The organism is Arcobacter aquimarinus, from assembly GCF_013177635.1.
GTDB classification, from domain to species: domain Bacteria; phylum Campylobacterota; class Campylobacteria; order Campylobacterales; family Arcobacteraceae; genus Aliarcobacter; species Aliarcobacter aquimarinus.
On the sequence record NZ_CP030944.1, the window covers coordinates 344,237 to 362,404 of the forward strand.

The window sequence follows — 18,168 nt, forward strand, 5'->3', positions numbered from 1 at the left end:
AGTTTTCTATTTTACTATAGAGTTTTTCCCTTTATTTTTAGCCGTATACATTTTTTTATCTGCAAGATTTAATATCTCTTCATAAGAGTCAAGATTTTTATCAAATTCAACTAATCCTACACTTAATGTTATTTCGCCAAATTTTGTTTTTGAAAATTTGTCTGACGTTATTTTCATAATTCTTTCCAAATATTCTGTAGCATAATTCAATGGTGTATTTATACTAATGATACAAAATTCTTCTCCACCAAGTCTAAAAATAAAATCTACACCTTTTCTTGATTCTTCAAGTAAAATATCTGCAAAATATTTAAGCACATAATCTCCACCATCATGTCCAAATTTGTCATTTATACTTTTAAAATTATCAATATCTATGTAAGCCAAAGTTGCTTGTAAAAAATCTCTTTTTATTTGGGCAAAAACATTAGCACATACTTTTCCAAAATATCTTCGATTATATAAATTTGTAAGGGTATCGGTGATTGTTAATTCTTCTAATTGTTTTCTAATAAGTAAATTTTCATTTTCCAAAGCAACTCTTCTTAATTCTCTTTCAATTTTTCTTGAATAAATTAAGGCTATATCATCTAATTCACTTGGTAATTCTCTAATTTTGCAAGAATATATTGCAATATGTCCTATGCAATTTTGTTTCATATCAGTAATTGGTATTCCATAAAAACTTTCAAATTTTTCTTCTAATAAATCTAAAAAATTGTATTTTACATGTTCTTTAATTTTTATAATTTTATTATCAAATACAAATTTACCAGGAATACCATTTAGGTCAATAATTTTTGGAATTTTATTGTTTGTTGAATATATTACTTCAACTTGCGTTGTAGGATTAAAATCAATAGCTTTTGTAATATAAACTAAATCTGCTTGGAAAAGCTTTTTTATTTCAATTGCAGTATGTTCAATAAACTCATCACCAGTGTGATATGAGGTGATTTCAAGAATAGATTTAAGGGCTTCATATGGATTGAATTTGAATTGTTTATCCAATATTTACTCCATAAAATTTTTTATGTATATTATCATAAAATGTTTAACAATAAATAAAAAAAGGCTTAGAAATAACTTCTAAACCTTTTTTTAATAAAAATAATCAATTAATAATTATTATTCCATTGTTCCTGCTGGAACATGAACATTACCTTCCATAATTATTCTTGCACTTCTACTCATAGTTGCTTTATCAACAATAAATTTTCCATTCTCTTCTTTAATAACTGCACCAACTTTTAAAGTTCCTGATGGATGACCAAATTCAACAGCAGTTTTTTCTCCACCACCAGCAGCAAGATTTACTAAAGTTCCTGGAATACAAGCAGCAACACCAATAGCAACTGAAGCAGTTCCCATCATAGCATGGTGTAATTTTTGCATAGATAAAGCACGTACGTGTAAATCTATTTCGTCAGCTTTAACTTCTTTACCACTTGAAGTAGTGAAATCAGATTTAGGTGCAACGAAAGCAATTTTTGGAGTATGTTGTCTTGTTTCTGCTTCTTTTAAATCTGAAATTAATCCCATTTTTAAAGCAGCATAAGATCTAATAACCTCAAATCTAGCAAGTGCTTCAGCGTCATTATTGATATCAACTTGAAGCTCAGTTCCTTTATATCCAATATCAGCAGCGTTTACAAAACAAGTTGGAATTCCAGCAGTAATCATAGTAGCTTTAAATGTACCAATTCCTGGAACTTCTAAATCATCTACTAAGTTTCCAGTTGGAAATAACTCTTCAGAAGGATCAACTGGCTCAGCGAATTCTAAAACGATTTCTTCAGCTGGGAAAGCAACACCATCGATGTAATAATCACCCATTTCTTTAACCATTCCATTTTCCATTTTTACATAACATAGAATAGTTTTTTTGATATTTGCTTGCCAAATTCTCACACAACAAACACCATTTTCAGGTACATTATCAACTAATCCTTCTTTAATAGCAAAAGGACCAACAGCAGAACTTAAGTTTCCACAGTTTCCACTCATATCAACAAAATCTTTATCAATTGCAACTTGGCAGAAGTAGTAATCTACATCATGATTTGGAACAGTTGATTTTCCAACTAAAATAGCTTTAGAAGTCGAAGAAGTAGCTCCTCCCATACCATCCATTTGTTGTTTATAAACATCAGGAGAACCTACGATTCTTTGTAATAATCTATCTCTTTTTTTTGGATCTTCTTGTGCTTCTTTTGGTAAATCTGCAATATTGAAGAATGTTCCTTTAGAAGTTCCACCTCTCATATATGTAGCTTTTACTTTAAATTGTGGTTGATATGCCATTTATTTCCCCTTGTAAAAATTAAATAAAAAAATCTTTGATTTCTCTAGTTAAGTTTTAATACTAAAAAGCATCATTTGATGCTTTTTAGATATTTAATTATTTTGAAGATGCAATAACATCTTTAGCGAATTTTTGTAAGATTCCACCATTTTTGTAAACATCAACTTCAGCAGAAGTATCTAATCTACATAATACGTCGAATTTAACAACTTCACCGTTTGCTCTAGTCATAACAACAGTTAAGTCACATCTTGGAGTGATTTCACCCTCGATATCGAAAGTTTCAGAACCATCGATTGCATAAGTGTGTCTTGTTTCACCATCTTTGAATTGTAATGGTAATACACCCATTCCAACTAAGTTAGTTCTGTGAATTCTTTCAATTGATTCAGCAATTAATACTTCAACACCAGCAAGTCTTACACCTTTTGCTGCCCAGTCTCTAGATGAACCTTGACCGTAGTTAGTTCCAGCAATGATGATTAATGGTTGTTTTCTTTGAGTATAAGTCTCAATTGCTTCCCACATTCTTGACTCAACACCCTCAGGCATAATTTTTGTTAAAGAACCTTGTTTTACTGAACCATCTTCTTTTCTAACCATTTCATTGAATAATTTAGGGTTAGCTAAAGTAGCTCTTGAAGCTGTATGGTGATCCCCTCTATGTGTTGCATAAGAGTTTAAGTCTTCTACTGGTAATCCCATTTTTAAACAATATTCACCAGACGCAGATGTTGGTAAAATTGCATTAGATGGAGATAAGTGGTCAGTAGTGATATTATCTGGGAATACCCCTAATGGTCTCATATTTTTTAATGCTGGCATTTGCATATATTCATCTTCCCAATAAGGAGGTTTGTTAATATATGTTGATTGAGTATTCCATTTATAAAATGGTGAAGCAGATGTTCCAGTTAATCCATTTCTTGCAAACATTGGCTCATAAATAGCGTTATACATTTCTGGTCTAACACACTCTTTCTCAATTGCATCAATTTCAGCATCTGATGGCCATAAATCAGCTAATTTAATATCATTTCCATTAGCATCTTTACCTAAAGAATCATTTTCAATATCAAATCTTACTGTTCCAGCTAATGCATAAGCAACAACTAAAGCAGGAGATGCTAAGAATGCTTCTTTTACGTATGGGTGGATTCTTCCATCAAAGTTTCTGTTTCCAGATAATACAGCTGTTGAATAGATATCTCTATCAATAACTTCTTGTTGGATTTTTGGATCTAAAGCACCTGACATACCGTTACAAGTAGTACATGCAAATCCAACTACACCAAATCCTAATTTTTCTAATTCAGGTAATAATCCAGCTTCTTTTAAATAAACTTCAATTACTTTTGAACCTGGTGCTAATGAAGATTTAACCCATGGTTTTCTTGTTAATCCTAGTTCGTTTGCTTTTTTAGCAACTAAACCAGCAGCGATAACGTTTCTTGGGTTTGAAGTATTTGTACAAGAAGTAATAGCAGCAATTAAGATTCCACCATCTGGAATTAAATCACCCTCTTGAGTCCACTCTTTTACAATTCCTTCAGCTTTTAAAGTAGAAGTTGGAACTAATTTGTGTGGTTTAGAAGGACCTGCTAAAGATCTTGTTACTTTAGATAAATCAAATTGAATTGTTCTAGCATATGTAGCATCAGCAAATGCATCTGCCCATAAACCATTAGCTTTAGCATAAGCTTCAACTAATTTACATTGTTTTTCTTCTCTACCTGTTACTCGCAAATATGAAATAGTTTGATCATCAATAGCGAACATACCAGCAGATGCTCCATATTCAGGAGTCATATTTGCAATAGTTGCTCTATCACCTAAGTTAAGATATTTAATACCAGAACCATAGAATTCTAAGTATGCAGAAATTACGTTGTTTTCTCTTAAGAATGAAGTCATAGCTAATGCAATATCAGTTGCTGTAATACCTTCAGCTCTTGTTCCAATAATTTCAACACCAATAATTTCAGGTACTCTCATATAAGAAGGATTTCCTAACATTACGTTTTCAGCTTCTAATCCACCAACACCAACTGCAATTACACCAAGTGCATCTACGTGAGGAGTATGTGAATCTGTTCCAACTAATGTATCAGGAGATGCAATACCATCATTTAAGTGAACAACTGGAGACATTTTCTCTAAGTTGATTTGGTGCATAATTCCATTACCTGGAGGGATAACATCAACGTTATTAAATGCTTCTTTTGTCCAGTTAATAAAGTGGAATCTATCTGCATTTCTTCTATCTTCGATATCTCTATTTTTTTGGAATGCATCTGGATCAAATCCACCACACTCTACTGCTAATGAGTGGTCAACGATTAATTGAGTAGGAACTACTGGATTTACTTTTTGTGGATCTCCACCTTTATCAGCTACAGCTTCTCTTAATCCTGCTAGGTCAACAAATGCTGTTAATCCTAAAATATCGTGACAAATAACTCTTGATGGGAACCAAGGGAAATCTTTATCTGTTCTTTTTTCAATTAATTGTACTAATGAATCTTTTAAATCTTCAGAAGGACATTTTCTTAATAAGTTTTCTGCTAATACTCTTGATGTATAGTTAAGTTTTGCAAATGAACCTGGAGTAATATCTTCTACTGCAGATTTTACATCATAATACTTAACACCATCAACACCTGGAAGGTCTTTAAGATATTTTTCGTTTGTCATTTTTTATATCCATATAATTTTAGTTTTATGAGAATTTGGCAATTGCCACCAACATTTAAGAAGTCTCAAAATGAGACTTGCTTAAAATCGTTTTTATAAGTTTAATTATTTTCTATCTTCTAAAGATACGAAAGCTCTTGGCTCTGGTCCAGTATACTCAGAACTTGGTCTGATAATTCTATTGTTTGCTCTTTGTTCAAATGCATGTGCAGCCCATCCAGCAGCTCTTGACATAATGAATAATGGAGTATAGTATAATCTTTCGATTTCCATGTAGTGGTAAATTAATCCACCGAAGAAGTCGATATTATCTGGTAAACCTTTTTCAGCTTTTACTTTGTCTCTGATAGCTTTTGCAATATCAAATAATTTAGGGTCAGAAGTTTCTAACTCTTTTAATTCGTTTGCTAATTCAAATCCAACTGGAGATCTAGGGTCTACATTTCTGTATACTCTGTGTCCGAATCCCATGATTTTTTCTTTTCTTGCAAATAATTCATCAACTGATTTTAATGCATGATCAACATCGTCGAATTGTAATACGAATTTAATAGCAACTTCGTTTGCTCCACCATGTAAGTGACCTTTTAAAGTTCCAATACCAGTTGTCATACAAGAGTAAATATCTGATAAAGTTGAAGCTGTAATTCTATTTGCAAAAGTAGATGCATTAAATTCATGCTCAGCATATAAAGTTAACATAGCGTTCATAGCTTTTACTTCAACAGCTAATGGTTTAGTCTCTTTTAATCTTTCTAAAATGAAACCTGCAATTGTAGTTTCTTCAGATTTTAAACAGATTTCTTTACCATTTTTGTGCCAGTGGTGCCAGTAAACTAAAAATGATGGGAAAGCTCCTAATAATCTGATGATTTTAGCCATTTGGTCAGAAAAATCTTCAGCTTCAGGTTCAACACATCCAAGTGCAGAAGTTGCTGTTTTCATAACATCCATTGGATGAGAAGAAGCAGGAATTGCTTTTAATACTTCTTTAACAGAAATTGGTAATTCTCTTCCAGCTATAATTTTTCTAGTGAAATCTTTTAATTGAGCTTTATTTGGTAATTCACCAACTAATAATAAATAAGCAACCTCTTCAAAGTTAGCTTTTAAAGCTAAATCTGCGATATCGTATCCTCTATAGTTAAGACCGTTTCCTAATCCACAAGTACAAATTGCTGATTGTCCAGCTGTAACACCCGCTAATCCACTCATATTTTCTCCTTAGTTTTTATTCAAATGTAGTTTTGTGTAAAGCTAATTACTTAGCTTTACCTTTTGAAAATAATTCATCCATTTTTTGCTCATAAGCATGGTAATTTAACATATCGTATAATTCCATTCTTGTTTGCATTGTATTAAGAACACCTTCTTGTGTACCTTTATCTTTTAATTCTTGGTATACAGCTAAAGCAGCTTTATTCATTGCTCTAAATGCTGATAATGGATATAAAACCATTGCAATACCAACAGATGCTAATTCTTCAGTTGTAAATAATGGAGTTGCACCAAATTCAGTAATGTTTGCTAATACAGGAACACTCATTTGCTCTGTAAATTCTTTGTACTCTTTTAAAGTGTGAACTGCTTCTGCAAAAATAGCATCAGCTCCAGCTTCAACGTAAGCTTTTGCTCTAGCAATTGCTGCTTCTTGACCTTCAGATGCATGTGCATCAGTTCTAGCAATGATGTAGAAATCAGGGTCTAATTGTTTTTTAGCATCAACAGCTGCTCTAATTCTGTCACACATTTCTTCAGTAGATACTAATTCTTTATTTGGTCTGTGTCCACATCTTTTTGCAGCAACTTGATCTTCAATATGCATACCAGCAGCACCAGATCTAATAAATTCTTTAACTGTTCTAGCAACATTAAATGCATGTCCCCAACCAGTATCAGCATCAACGATTAATGGAGTATCACAAATAGAAGTAATTCTTCTAATATCAATACATACATCTTCGATCATTGTCATACCTAAGTCTGGTAAACCGTAAGAAGCATTTGCAATACCTCCACCTGATAAGTAGATAGCTTTATGTCCTACTTTTGTAGCTTGTAATGCTTGGTAAGCATTAATTGTTCCTACGATTTGTAAAGGAGACTCTTCTTTTAAGGCTTCTCTAAATTTTTTTCCTGCGCTCATACACATCCTTTAAATTTAAGTTGAATATCATTATACATAATTTATACATTTAAGTATTGTATGATTTTTGGAAGATAAATCACAATTTATTTAAAAAAAAATAAAAAATGTACAATATTTGTTTTTTTTGTAAAAAATGGTACAATATACAAAAAAACAATTTAAGGTTGCTTATGAATTATAAAAATTCAATAGAAAAATTTATAGAAATTTTTAAACGATCAAATTTAAGTATTTCAAAATTTGCTTCTATGATAAATAAGGATAGAAGAACTGTAACATCGTGGATTGATAATATTACAGATGTTGAGCCAAATAAAGAAATAAAGGATAAAATTTGTCAGCTTTTTAGATATCCTGATTATATTTGGGAAGACGGATGTAATGGAGAAGAGTTTTTAAAATCAATTACTCAAATACCTCAAAAAGAGGTAAGAATTATTGATGAGGATTATTATGGACGATTAAAATATATAATGGAAATGGAAAGAAATAGAAGATTTGTTATTCAAGCACAATTTCCAGGACCTATGTATAGAGATTCTGCTGTACAAAAAGTGTACAAAAGTACAACAAGTCCAGATATAGAAGAATTAAAACAAGCAAGAATTGATCAAATGTTAAGATATGATTATGACACAACTGAATGGTATTCAATAAAATCAATTTTATCTTTTTGTTTTGCTAGTATTGGGAACTTTTATACAAAAGAAGAAAAAATAAAAATATTAGAATTAATATATGAATTATTCAATAATAATTACAATAAAAAGCTTTTTTTATTTGATTCATTTTCAAGAAAAATTTATGGAATGGAAACTACATATATTTCAATAAATGTAAAACAAAAAATTCTATTTTTTAAATCTCCAATTGAATCAGTTTTTATAGAAATTAGAAATAAGTCTTTAGTTGAAAGAATGCATAAATATTATAGTTCTCCTATTGAAGCTCCTTCTCATGTTAATTTTTTAGAATCTGTTAAAATTATAAAAATATTACAAGATGCTTTAAAATATGGAAATGATATAAAGCAAGCTTATGAAGCAATAAATCGTGAGACAAATTATGGAGAACTTTTTTATAATAATCTAAGTATAGATTTACAAAAAGAGGTATCTTCTCCAAAATTTGGACAAAAAAGAAATTAAGGAATAGATATGAAAATAGTTATTTTAGATAGGGCAACTTTGGGATTTGATATAAATATTGATATTTTTTCAAAATTCGGAAAACTTGTATCTTATGATATGACAAAAAATGATGAAACAAAACAAAGAATAAAAGATGCAGATATAGTTCTTACTAATAAAGTCGTTATTGGTAAAGATGAAATGGATAATTCAAAAGTAAAACTTATCTGTATAACTGCAACGGGTATGAATAATGTTGATTTAGAATATGCAAAGCAAAAAAATATTCAGGTTAAAAATGTAGCAGGATATTCAACTTCTAGTGTAGTTCAAGTTGCTTTTTCTATGATTTTTCAAATAGTAACAAAACTAAATTATTACAAAAGTTATGTGGACGAAGGAAGTTGGCAGAAATCAAATATTTTTACTCATATAGATGAACCATTTTATGAACTAGATAATAAAAGAGTTGGAATTATTGGTTTAGGAGAAATTGGTAGAGATTTTGCAAAAAAAGCATCTGCTTTTAATTGCGAAGTTATTTATTATTCAACAAGTGGGAAAAATTCTAATAGTAACTATAAGCAAGTGAGTTTAGATGAGTTATTGAAAACAAGTGATATTATTTCTATTCATGCACCTTTAAATGAAAATACTAAAAATTTATTAAATTATGAAAATATGAAAAATATAAAAGAGGGTGCAATTTTACTAAATCTTGGTCGAGGTGGAATTATAAATGAATCTGATTTAGCAAAAATCATAGATGAAAAAGAGATTTATTGCGGAATTGATGTTGTTTCGGTTGAGCCAATTTTAGAAGAAAATCCACTTTTAAAAGTTTCAAATAAAAACAGACTTTTATTAACTCCACATATTGGTTGGGCAAGTGTTGAAGCTAGAAATAGACTCGTAAAAATGGTTGCTAGAAATATTGAAGAGACTACTTTTTAGTCTCTTTTTTACCAAAGAAAAATCTAAATATTTTTTGAAAAAAAGATAATCTCTTTTTTTCAATTTTTTCTTTTACCTCTTTTGATAAATTTTCCAAATTTTTTGGTCTATAAAGTGTTTCTTCTAAAATTTCCACTATTTTTTCTCACCTAAAAAATTTTGAAGTTCTTTCATGGCTTCTTCATTTTTGATTGTAAATTTAATCTCTATTCTTCGTGAAGCATCTTTATCTTCAACTCCATTTTTATCTAATATTAAATCAGAAGATGACCTTCCACTTGAATTTACATAAGTGCTTAAAAGTTTTCTATCAATAATATTTGATTCATATAAAAACTGCATAACAGCATGAGCTCTTTGTTGTGATAAAGCAAGATTTGAAAGATATGTTCCGTCACTATTTGTATGTCCTTCAATAGTTATGCTTTCAATATATTTTTTTATATCTTTATCTCCAAGAAGAGTAGTTAAATATTTTTTCAAAGTATTACTTAACTCTTTTTTAGACTCTTCTTTTAATTTATACTCATTTTGGTCAAATAAAATATTTGAAGAGAATTTTATAGCTCCACTTTTTTCATCTACGTTTATGGATTTACCAAGTTTTTCTCTTAATTTTGCAATAACATTTAATTTAATTCCTGTTAAGTTTTTGATTTTTAGTTTTGCAACATCAAATTCTTCAACCATTTTTTGATGAATTTGAGTTTGAACAAGTAATTTATCAGCAAGTAATGTTAACTCTTCATCTTTTAAACTTATCATATTTGTTTTATCTAAAAGTTCAGTTGAGAGTTTTTCATTTTTATCTTTTTCATCTTTTATATTTAATTCATACTCTAAAAGAAGTGATTTTAATTTCTCTATCTCTGTAAGATTTAAAGAGAGTTTTTCCTCTTTTTCTTTTAAATCTTTTGAAGTTTTATCTAATTCATTTTTTGTTGTTTCATATAAATTTTTTGCTTTTGCAAGTTCATAAAAAAGTTTTGATTTAGCCTCTTCACTTGAATTTAAAGCTGCTTTTTCTTTTTCTAGTGTATTTTGAGTGTAAATATATTTTATTACAATAGCACCAATAACCAAAATAAAAACAAATAGTAATCCTGCCATTAAATCAGCATAAGATATCCAAAAGTTTTCATCATTTTTTTGTTCTTTATTGTACATTTTTTACTACTTTGATATTTCTTTAAATTCTTTAAAATCTTCTAAGATTTTAGTAGTTTCTTCATCAATCATTTCAAGTGAAGTTTTTAGTTTATTTGTAATATTCTCATCATATTCTTCAATACCTTTTTTAAACTTCCACTCCAGTTTTTCCATATCACTTTTCATAGTTTCAATACTTTTTACAATATTTGAGTATATTGCTTTTAAGTTATCAGAACTTAGATTATGCATATGTGAATTTAATTTCTCAATATTGTTATTTAAAAGTTCAGCATTTAAAGCATATAAATCTTTTTGTTTTTCAAAACTTTTTATAGTTGTATGCATATTTAAAGTCATGTCTTTTAGCATAAGTGATAATTTTTCATTATTGTCTATATTTTCACTAATTTTAGAAGATAAAATAAACTCTTTTTTTAGTATCTCTTCTAATACATCAAATCTTTGTTCAATTGATGAGTTGATATTATCTAAGATATTACTTGAAGTTAATTGATTAAATACTTCGCTCATTTTTGTAAAGTTATCTAAATTACTTTTAATATGAATTGATTCAATATCAACTTTTGTCCAAAAGAAATGTTTAGTTCCCTCTTTTATAATAAATGAATCATGTTCAAATCTACTCATTCCTATTTTTTCAAAAAATGTCCACCAGATTGATAAAAAAATACCATAAATAGAAACATAAAAGGCAGTTCCTACTCCTCCTAAAAGTGTAGAAATCTCTTTTTCTAAATCAGCTGAGTTTCCAGAGTTAAAATCAGGCATACTAAAAGCTATAGATATAAAAGTTCCTAAAATACCAAGAGTTGGAAAAATTCCTGATGCAATAGAAGAGAAATTTGTATTTCTTAAATTACTTGTATAATCTTGTAAAAAGTCATCAACACTTCCATTTGCTTTAGTTGTACCACCAATAGTTAATAAATTTTTATTTATATACTCTTTTAAATCATAAGCTAATTCATAATATTGAGTTTTAAATTTACAAGATACAAAATAGGCATTGTGTTTTACAAAAAATAGATAAATAAAAAATATAAAACCAATTAATATAACACTATGCATTTCTACTTTTAAAGGTAAAACACTTAAATAACATAATAAAATAATTCCAAAAAGTGCTGCTGGAACTGTAAGTAAAATGAAAATTCTCGAAAGAGGTTTACAAGTTGTGTAGAATTTTGAATTTAGTTCAATAAAATCGTCATCTGTGAACATAAAATATTCCTTTTTGTTGTCAATAGTTTAAAAATGGAAGTTTATCATATTATTATCTTAAAAGATAAATTTTAATACGCTCATCTTAGAATATAAATATATTTACAAGAATTAAAGGGTAAAATAAAGATAAAATTAAAAAAAGAGTAAAAAATTATTATGTTTAAAAACTTTTTAATTCTGTTGTTTATTTTATGTAATGTTTCTTTTGTATTTGCTTCTACAAAAAAATATACAATTAGTGTTTGTACAACTTCCAATATGCAAAATGCCTTAACTTGTAAAAAAAGAGTGCTTAAAAGTATGAGTGGTGAAGTTTTTATTGTAAAACAAAATTATAATAGATATTTTACTTATTTAAATCTATATGATAGTTATCAAGAGGCTAAAAATGAGATGAAAAATCTCTCTTCTTATGTAAAAAAACAAAAAGCATATATAAAACAAATAGATTATGAAGAAAAAGAAGAACTTAAAGAAAAAGTTATTGAAACAGTAATGGTGAAAGAAGAGAGCATAGCTGAAGTTAAAGAAGAAAAGATAAAACCAAAAGAGATAATTCCTTTGGCTTCTTCTCTTCCTTTGCTTGAAGATTTGAAATTAGTTAGTTCTTATAGATTTGAGGAAGAAAATACTCAAGAAAATATAAAAGAACAAATAGAAGATAGCGTAAAAATAGAGCAGATGGAAGAGCCAAAAGATTTAATAGTTTCAAAAGAAGAGATTCAATATGTGGAAGAATTAAGACAAATTAGTATGGATGAATTTGATAAAGAGAATGAAAAACAAAAACAAATAATTAAACCTAAAGAAGAAAAAAAGCCAAAAATAACAGTTTCTCAAAATATTCAAAATAATTTAGAATCTAAAAAATATGATGTTTCAGATTATGAGCAGTTGATTATTGAAGTTGATTCAAGCACAAACTATATGACTATAAAAGCAAAAGTTGATGATAAATTAGAAAAAATCAAAAATTATAGAGTTTCTACTGGAAAAGATAGTGTAAAAAAACCTTTTGGTGTAGGAAAAGTATCTCAAATTTCTTTAAATCCTGTTTGGTATCCAACGCAAGAAACTAAAAAAACTTTCAAAAAAAGAGGAATAAACCTTCCTTCAGTTGTTCCTCCGGGACATAAATATAACTATATGGGTGCAGCTAAAATAAATCTTACTCATATTGTTGATGGGAAAAGTACATATAGAATCCATGGAACTTTAAATGAAAAAACAATTGGAACAAATGAATCAGCAGGATGTATTAGAATGAAAAATAGTGAAGTTGTAGAATTAGCAAATTTAATAAATCAATTTTCAAGTATGAGAAGTTTGAGTGATGTTAAAGTTGTTTTGAAATAGATGAATACAAAATACCAAATACTAAAAGATATTTTCGGACACGATAAATTTAGAAGTTTTCAAGAAGAAGTTGTTGATTGCATTCTTAACAAACAAGATATTTTGACAATTTTGCCAACAGGTGGTGGAAAATCACTTTGTTATCAACTGCCAACTCTTCTTATGTCTGGAACTACTGTTGTAATCTCTCCATTAATTGCACTTATGCAAGACCAGATAAAAGCACTAAATGATTTGAATATTAGTGCAGATATGATAAGTTCAGCAACTTCAAATGATGAAAATAGTTTCACTCTTCAAAAGCTTTTAAATGGCGAATTAAAATTTATTTATGTTGCACCTGAAAGGTTCACTTCAAATGAGTTTGTATCAGTATTACAGCGAATAAATATAAACTATTTTGTAATAGATGAAGCCCACTGTGTTTCGGCTTGGGGACATGAGTTTAGAGCTGAGTATAGAAATCTTGATAGATTAAAAAGATTTTTTCCAAATACTGCAATTTGCGCATTTACTGCAACTGCTACAAAAAAAGTTGAAGCTGATATTGCTTCTTCTTTGAATTTGCAAAATCCTAGACACTTTAGAGCAAAAACCATAAGAAATAATCTTGATATAAAAGTTGAGCCACGAATCGCAAATGGGAAAACACAAATATTAAACTTCTTAAAAACTCACAAAGGTTTATGTGGAATTATCTACACTTTTACAAGAAAAGAAGCAGAATCAACAGCAGAGTTTTTGAGTGAAAATGGATATAGTGCAAAAGCTTATCATGCGGGACTTAGTAGTGATAAAAAAGATGAAGTTTTTAATGATTTTGTCTATGAAAAAATAGATATTGTAGTAGCAACCATCGCTTTTGGTATGGGAATTGATAAATCAAATATAAGGTTTGTAATACATACAAGTTTACCTAAAACTTTAGAAAACTACTATCAAGAGATAGGTCGAGCAGGACGAGATGGTGAGATGTCTTATGTTTATATGCTTTATTCAAAATCTGATGAAGTAAAAAGAAAACTACAAATAGAAGAAGCCATAGACAACTCTTATAAACAAACAGCTTTAGATAAATTGGAGTTTATGTATAGATATTGTGTTAGTAATAATTGTCGTCATAAGATGATAGCAGGTTATTTTGAAGATGAGATAGAAGCTTGTAAAACTCTATGTGATAACTGTACAAAAGGTGAAGTTGAACTTATAGATGTAAGTGTTGATGCTCAAAAACTTTTAAGTGCCATTTATCGAACTGAACAAAGATTTGGATTAAATCATATTATTGATATTTTAAGAGGTTCAAAAAATCAAAAGATTTTAGAGTTTGGACATGAAAAACTAAATGTTTATAATCTAGGTGTTGAAAAGAGTAAAAATGAATGGATTGCAATCGCAGATAAACTAATAGATATAGAAGCTCTAAGTTTAGGAGAGTTTAGAGCTTTGAAAATAAGTTCTTTAGGTTTAGAAATTCTAAAAGGTAAAGAGAAACTTTTTATTGATAGTGATAAACTAGGAATTGCTTCAAAAATCCAAGAAGAAGAGACTGAGCTTACTTTTGATGAGTTGATTTATGAAAGATTTAGAACTTTACGAAAAGAGATAGCTTTACAAAGTGAAATTCCAGCTTATGTTATATTTGGTGATAAGACTTTAAAAGAGTTTGCTTTAAAACTTCCAATAACAAAAGATGAAATGTTAAATATAAATGGTGTTGGTCTTGTAAAATATGAAAAATATGGAGAAGATTTTTTGAATTTATCTAAAGAGATAAAAGAAGAATTCAAAGAAAAACTTGAACAAAAAGAGCCATTAAAAAAACTCACAAAAACATATCTTGAAACTTTTGAACTTTTAAATGAAGGAAAAAGTGTAGAGGAAATTGCACAAATTAGAGATTTGGGCTTAACTTCAATTCTGGGGCATATTTCAGTTTTATTTGAGCATGAAAAAATCTCAAAAGAGAAAAAGGAAGAGTTATTAAAACCTCTTGAAATTTCTAAAGAGATTAGAAACTGGATAGAAGAGGGATTAAAATTAGATACACTAAAAGAGTTAAGACAAAAACTTTATTTATATGAATATTTATCAAAGGAGTTGTAAATGAGATTTGAAGATATAGATTTTAATAAACTTTATATAGAACAGAAAGAGGCTTCAACTTTTAAACAAAAAAGTAAAGAAGCTTGGGATATAAAAGCTGATTCTATGAATAAAAGAGTTCACAAATCAATTTATAATGAACAGTTTTTAAAGCTTCTAAATCTTGAGAAAATAGATACTTTACTTGATATTGGCTGTGGAGTTGGAAACATATCTTTAAAACTTGCACCAAAACTTTCAAAAGTATATTGTTTAGATTATTCAACTAAAATGTTGGAATTATTAAATGAAAATGCAAAAAAACAAAACATCAATAATATTACAACAATAAATAAATCTTGGTATGATTCATGGGATGATATTTCTAATGCTGATTTAGTTATAGCTTCACGTTCTATGGAAGTAAAGAATATGAAAGAAGCTTTGGAAAAATTAAATAATAAAGCAAATAAAAAAGTTGTGATTTCATATAAAGTTGGTGGGTCGTTTGTAAGTGATGAGATATTAGATGTTTTACAAAAAGATATTATAAAAAAACCTGATTATATATATGTTTTAAATATTCTTTATAATATGGGAATAAATGCAAGTTTAAATTTTGTTCAAAGTGAAGGAAGAGGAACAATTTATACTTCAAAAGAGAAATTTATCGAATCAGTCTCTTGGAGTATAGGAAGTTTAAGATCTGATGAGATTAAAAAACTTGAAGATTATTATGATAATTTGGATGAAAATAAAAAATTTAAAGAGGACTTTGTTTCTTGGGCTATTATCTCTTGGGATAAATAGCTTTATTTCTCAAACCACTTTTTGTTAAAATCTTTTAAAGATTCGGGATAATATCTATGTTTTGGAATATTATTTATAATTAGTGCAATAATTAATAAAATAAAAGCTCCTGTTGTTACAGGAAATAAAATATATAAAAAACCTAAATCATGAATCTGTTCACTTCCAATAACAGCAATCAATGCTGTAGCTCCCCCTGGAGGATGTAATGTTAGTGTTAATTGCATCATTAAAATTGAAGTAGAAACTGCAACTGCTGAAGCAAAAAGTAAATTAAAAGAAAAAAGTTTAAAACAAATTACACCTATTATTGCAGAAATTAAGTGTCCACCTATTAAATTTCTTGGTTGAGATAGAGGTGAGTTTACTGCTCCATAAACTAAAACAGCACTCGCTCCAAATGAACCTACAAGCAAAGTTAGGTCTTTATCATTTAAAATATCACTATGAAAATATGAGATTGCTAAAATCCCTAAAAATGAACCAATCCACGACCAAATGAGATTTGATTTTTCTAGTGGTTCAGAATTTATTTTTTTGAATTGTTTAAAAAACTTTTGCATAGGGCATATTATCAAAAAATATTTTTTTGATAAATGACCTAAATCAAATTATAAGATATTTAATTGGTGAGCTAAATCAGCTGCTATTCTTTCATAATTTCTAACAGCTAAAAGTCTTTTTTGTCCATTTATTCCCACTTGTGCAACTTCATCTTTTGATAGATTTATGATATATTCTAACTTTTCTTTTATTGAATTTTCATTGAAATCACAAAACCATGCACTAATATTATCTTCAAAAATTGAACTATTATTTTCATTATCACTCATAATACAAGGAACTGCACTTGAATAATAATCCAAAACTTTCATAGGAGTTGAACTATTAAATAAAGCGATATTTGGAAGTACAGCTAAACCTATATCTGAAATAGCTATTAAATTTAGTAATTCCTGTCTTGTTTTTGCGTCATAAACTTCAATATTATCTTTTAATTTTGGAAAATCATCTAAAATAGTCTCTAAATATTCAGGGTCTTTTGTAGAAATCATAAGTTTATAGTTTGTACTTTTGATATTACTAAATGCTTTTAAAACCGTTTCAAATTCTCTTAATTTATCTAAAGTTCCTGCATAAAAAAATCTTTTTTCATCTTTTTCATGTTGAATATTTTCATGTAAATTATCAGGGTCAATTGCAGATGGAATTACAAATGTTCTTGTTTTTACATCTTTAAAATAGTCATTTTTCATTTGAAATGATGTAGGTAAAAAAATGTCACATTCATTTATCAGATTTATTTCTGTATAAGTTTGAATTTTATTTGAAATAATATCAAAAAGGGTTTTTTTATTATTTGCTTCATCTGTTTGAAGTTTTGCAATTCTTTTTGGAAAAGAGAGTCTAAATCCTACTTTGTAGTTATATTTATCTTTTCTTTTTAAAACCTCTTTTAGTAAATTAATATTATTTCTAACAACCACAAAAGAGTATTCACTTATATTTATGCCATTAATAGCAAGTTCATCAAGAAGATTTATTGATAAATTTTCAGGAACAATAATAGTACCATTGTCTTTTTTTTCTATTACTGTTTTTGATTTTGAAAAAAATATTGTATTTATATCAAAATGTTTATTTAAATATTTTTGAAATAAAGGTCCTATAAAACTATGGTCTGTATGTTCATTTTGATCAGTTACATATAAAAATTTATTCATTTTTTGCTCCTTATTATAAAAGAAAATTTTAACTGCAAAATGTTGCAATAAAGAAGCATTTATTTTAAATAATTAATAGAGTTTTCCATATAAGTCAATATGTGTTAAATAGACTCTTAAATCAAATTCAACTTGGTGATAAGAAGGCATCATAAAAGTGCAAAGATTATAAAAAGCTTTATCATGTTCTCTTTCTTTAAAGTGAGCAAGTTCATGAACTACAATCATTTGTAAAAACTCTTCGGGCATATTTTTAAATATGGTTGCAACTCTGATTTCATTTTTTGATTTAAGTTTTCCTCCTTGAACTCTTGAAACTATTGAGTGCATTCCTAAAGCATTATTAATTACATTTATTTTTCCATCGTACATTACTTTTGAAACTTGATATTTTTTAAAGTATTCGTTTTTAAAATCCATCACATAAGAGTATAAAGTTTTGTCATTTGTATAATTATGTGCAATTGGATATTTAGTTTTTATATATGAAGATAATTTTTCTTTTTCTATTAAAACTTTGATTTTATCTTGTAAATCTTTTGGATAGTGGTTTAAATATTTCAT

General features: G+C 28.1%; 16 protein-coding genes. 5 read left to right on the forward strand and 11 right to left on the reverse strand.

Annotation, left to right across the window (positions count from 1 at the left end):
• Positions 1-6: 6 nt before the first annotated feature.
• The 5 genes from AAQM_RS01740 to prpB form a co-directional block, all read right to left on the reverse strand.
• Positions 7-1,011 (reverse strand): GGDEF domain-containing protein, encoded by a 1,005-nt coding sequence (locus tag AAQM_RS01740; protein ID WP_129094424.1) that lies wholly within the window; start codon positions 1,009-1,011, stop codon positions 7-9.
• Between the two features lie 117 nt (positions 1,012-1,128).
• Positions 1,129-2,304: a 2-methylaconitate cis-trans isomerase PrpF gene (gene prpF, locus AAQM_RS01745; RefSeq protein ID WP_129094423.1), complete on the reverse strand. Its 1,176-nt coding sequence runs from the start codon at positions 2,302-2,304 to the stop codon at positions 1,129-1,131.
• Between the two features lie 97 nt (positions 2,305-2,401).
• On the reverse strand, positions 2,402-4,999 hold the full coding sequence (acnD, locus tag AAQM_RS01750) for a Fe/S-dependent 2-methylisocitrate dehydratase AcnD (RefSeq protein WP_129094422.1): 2,598 nt from the start codon (positions 4,997-4,999) through the stop codon (positions 2,402-2,404).
• 105 nt (positions 5,000-5,104) lie between these two features.
• The gene (locus AAQM_RS01755) at positions 5,105-6,214 is read right to left on the reverse strand and encodes a citrate/2-methylcitrate synthase (RefSeq protein WP_129094421.1); all 1,110 of its coding nucleotides are present in this window, start codon (positions 6,212-6,214) and stop codon (positions 5,105-5,107) included.
• A 46-nt stretch (positions 6,215-6,260) separates the two neighbouring features.
• Positions 6,261-7,145 carry a methylisocitrate lyase gene (gene prpB, locus AAQM_RS01760; RefSeq protein ID WP_129094420.1) on the reverse strand — a complete coding sequence of 295 codons (885 nt, stop codon included), beginning with the start codon at positions 7,143-7,145 and terminating at the stop codon, positions 6,261-6,263.
• Between the two features lie 173 nt (positions 7,146-7,318).
• Here prpB and AAQM_RS01765 point away from each other — a divergent pair, with 173 nt between their 5' ends.
• Positions 7,319-8,296, forward strand: coding sequence for a hypothetical protein (locus AAQM_RS01765; protein ID WP_129094419.1), 978 nt, complete (start codon positions 7,319-7,321; stop codon positions 8,294-8,296).
• Positions 8,297-8,305: 9 nt separating this feature from the next.
• Positions 8,306-9,232, forward strand: a complete 927-nt coding sequence (locus AAQM_RS01770; protein ID WP_129094418.1) for a D-2-hydroxyacid dehydrogenase — start codon at positions 8,306-8,308, stop codon at positions 9,230-9,232.
• Here AAQM_RS01770 and AAQM_RS01775 read toward each other — a convergent pair.
• Genes AAQM_RS01775 through AAQM_RS01785 form a run of 3 tightly spaced genes read right to left on the reverse strand, consistent with a single transcriptional unit; the run spans position 9,222 to position 11,626 of the window.
• Positions 9,222-9,368: a hypothetical protein gene (locus tag AAQM_RS01775; RefSeq protein WP_164967021.1), complete on the reverse strand. Its 147-nt coding sequence runs from the start codon at positions 9,366-9,368 to the stop codon at positions 9,222-9,224. The two genes, AAQM_RS01770 and AAQM_RS01775, sit on opposite strands and share 11 nt — an antisense overlap.
• On the reverse strand, positions 9,368-10,399 hold the full coding sequence (locus AAQM_RS01780) for an OmpA family protein (protein WP_129094417.1): 1,032 nt from the start codon (positions 10,397-10,399) through the stop codon (positions 9,368-9,370). The genes AAQM_RS01775 and AAQM_RS01780 overlap by 1 nt, the downstream gene beginning before the upstream one ends.
• A 6-nt stretch (positions 10,400-10,405) precedes the next feature.
• Entirely contained in the window at positions 10,406-11,626 is a 1,221-nt protein-coding gene (locus AAQM_RS01785) for a MotA/TolQ/ExbB proton channel family protein (protein WP_129094416.1), read from the reverse strand.
• A 159-nt stretch (positions 11,627-11,785) separates the two neighbouring features.
• On the opposite strand from AAQM_RS01785, the gene AAQM_RS01790 reads away from it, so the two are divergent.
• The 3 genes from AAQM_RS01790 to AAQM_RS01800 are packed head-to-tail and all read left to right on the forward strand — an operon-like array spanning position 11,786 to position 15,880.
• Positions 11,786-12,985, forward strand: a complete 1,200-nt coding sequence (locus AAQM_RS01790; protein WP_129094415.1) for a L,D-transpeptidase — start codon at positions 11,786-11,788, stop codon at positions 12,983-12,985.
• On the forward strand, positions 12,986-15,091 hold the full coding sequence (gene recQ / locus AAQM_RS01795) for a DNA helicase RecQ (RefSeq protein WP_129094414.1): 2,106 nt from the start codon (positions 12,986-12,988) through the stop codon (positions 15,089-15,091).
• A complete protein-coding gene (locus AAQM_RS01800; protein WP_129094413.1) occupies positions 15,092-15,880 on the forward strand; it encodes a class I SAM-dependent methyltransferase in 789 nt (262 codons plus the stop codon).
• A gap of 2 nt (positions 15,881-15,882) precedes the next feature.
• Here AAQM_RS01800 and AAQM_RS01805 read toward each other — a convergent pair whose 3' ends face one another.
• The 3 genes from AAQM_RS01805 to AAQM_RS01815 all read right to left on the reverse strand — a co-directional run bounded on the left by AAQM_RS01805 (position 15,883) and on the right by AAQM_RS01815 (position 18,168).
• Positions 15,883-16,443 carry an HPP family protein gene (locus AAQM_RS01805; protein WP_129094412.1) on the reverse strand — a complete coding sequence of 187 codons (561 nt, stop codon included), beginning with the start codon at positions 16,441-16,443 and terminating at the stop codon, positions 15,883-15,885.
• A gap of 48 nt (positions 16,444-16,491) precedes the next feature.
• The gene (locus AAQM_RS01810) at positions 16,492-17,604 is read right to left on the reverse strand and encodes a glycosyltransferase (protein ID WP_129094411.1); all 1,113 of its coding nucleotides are present in this window, start codon (positions 17,602-17,604) and stop codon (positions 16,492-16,494) included.
• 72 nt (positions 17,605-17,676) lie between these two features.
• A complete protein-coding gene (locus AAQM_RS01815; protein WP_129094410.1) occupies positions 17,677-18,168 on the reverse strand; it encodes a YgjP-like metallopeptidase domain-containing protein in 492 nt (163 codons plus the stop codon).

Bases quoted from the DNA above. Each gene is read 5' to 3' on its own strand.
- AAQM_RS01765 (WP_129094419.1), top strand. From the start codon at position 7,319: ATGAATTATAAAAATTCAATAGAAAAATTTATAGAAATTTTTAAACGA.
- AAQM_RS01805 (WP_129094412.1), bottom strand. From the start codon at position 16,443: ATGCAAAAGTTTTTTAAACAATTCAAAAAAATAAATTCTGAACCACTA.
- AAQM_RS01810 (WP_129094411.1), bottom strand. From the start codon at position 17,604: ATGAATAAATTTTTATATGTAACTGATCAAAATGAACATACAGACCAT.
- AAQM_RS01780 (WP_129094417.1), bottom strand. From the start codon at position 10,399: ATGTACAATAAAGAACAAAAAAATGATGAAAACTTTTGGATATCTTAT.
- AAQM_RS01770 (WP_129094418.1), top strand. From the start codon at position 8,306: ATGAAAATAGTTATTTTAGATAGGGCAACTTTGGGATTTGATATAAAT.
- AAQM_RS01755 (WP_129094421.1), bottom strand. From the start codon at position 6,214: ATGAGTGGATTAGCGGGTGTTACAGCTGGACAATCAGCAATTTGTACT.
- AAQM_RS01800 (WP_129094413.1), top strand. From the start codon at position 15,092: ATGAGATTTGAAGATATAGATTTTAATAAACTTTATATAGAACAGAAA.
- recQ (WP_129094414.1), top strand. From the start codon at position 12,986: ATGAATACAAAATACCAAATACTAAAAGATATTTTCGGACACGATAAA.
- AAQM_RS01785 (WP_129094416.1), bottom strand. From the start codon at position 11,626: ATGTTCACAGATGACGATTTTATTGAACTAAATTCAAAATTCTACACA.
- acnD (WP_129094422.1), bottom strand. From the start codon at position 4,999: ATGACAAACGAAAAATATCTTAAAGACCTTCCAGGTGTTGATGGTGTT.
- prpB (WP_129094420.1), bottom strand. From the start codon at position 7,145: ATGAGCGCAGGAAAAAAATTTAGAGAAGCCTTAAAAGAAGAGTCTCCT.
- AAQM_RS01815 (WP_129094410.1), bottom strand. From the start codon at position 18,168: ATGAAATATTTAAACCACTATCCAAAAGATTTACAAGATAAAATCAAA.
- AAQM_RS01790 (WP_129094415.1), top strand. From the start codon at position 11,786: ATGTTTAAAAACTTTTTAATTCTGTTGTTTATTTTATGTAATGTTTCT.
- prpF (WP_129094423.1), bottom strand. From the start codon at position 2,304: ATGGCATATCAACCACAATTTAAAGTAAAAGCTACATATATGAGAGGT.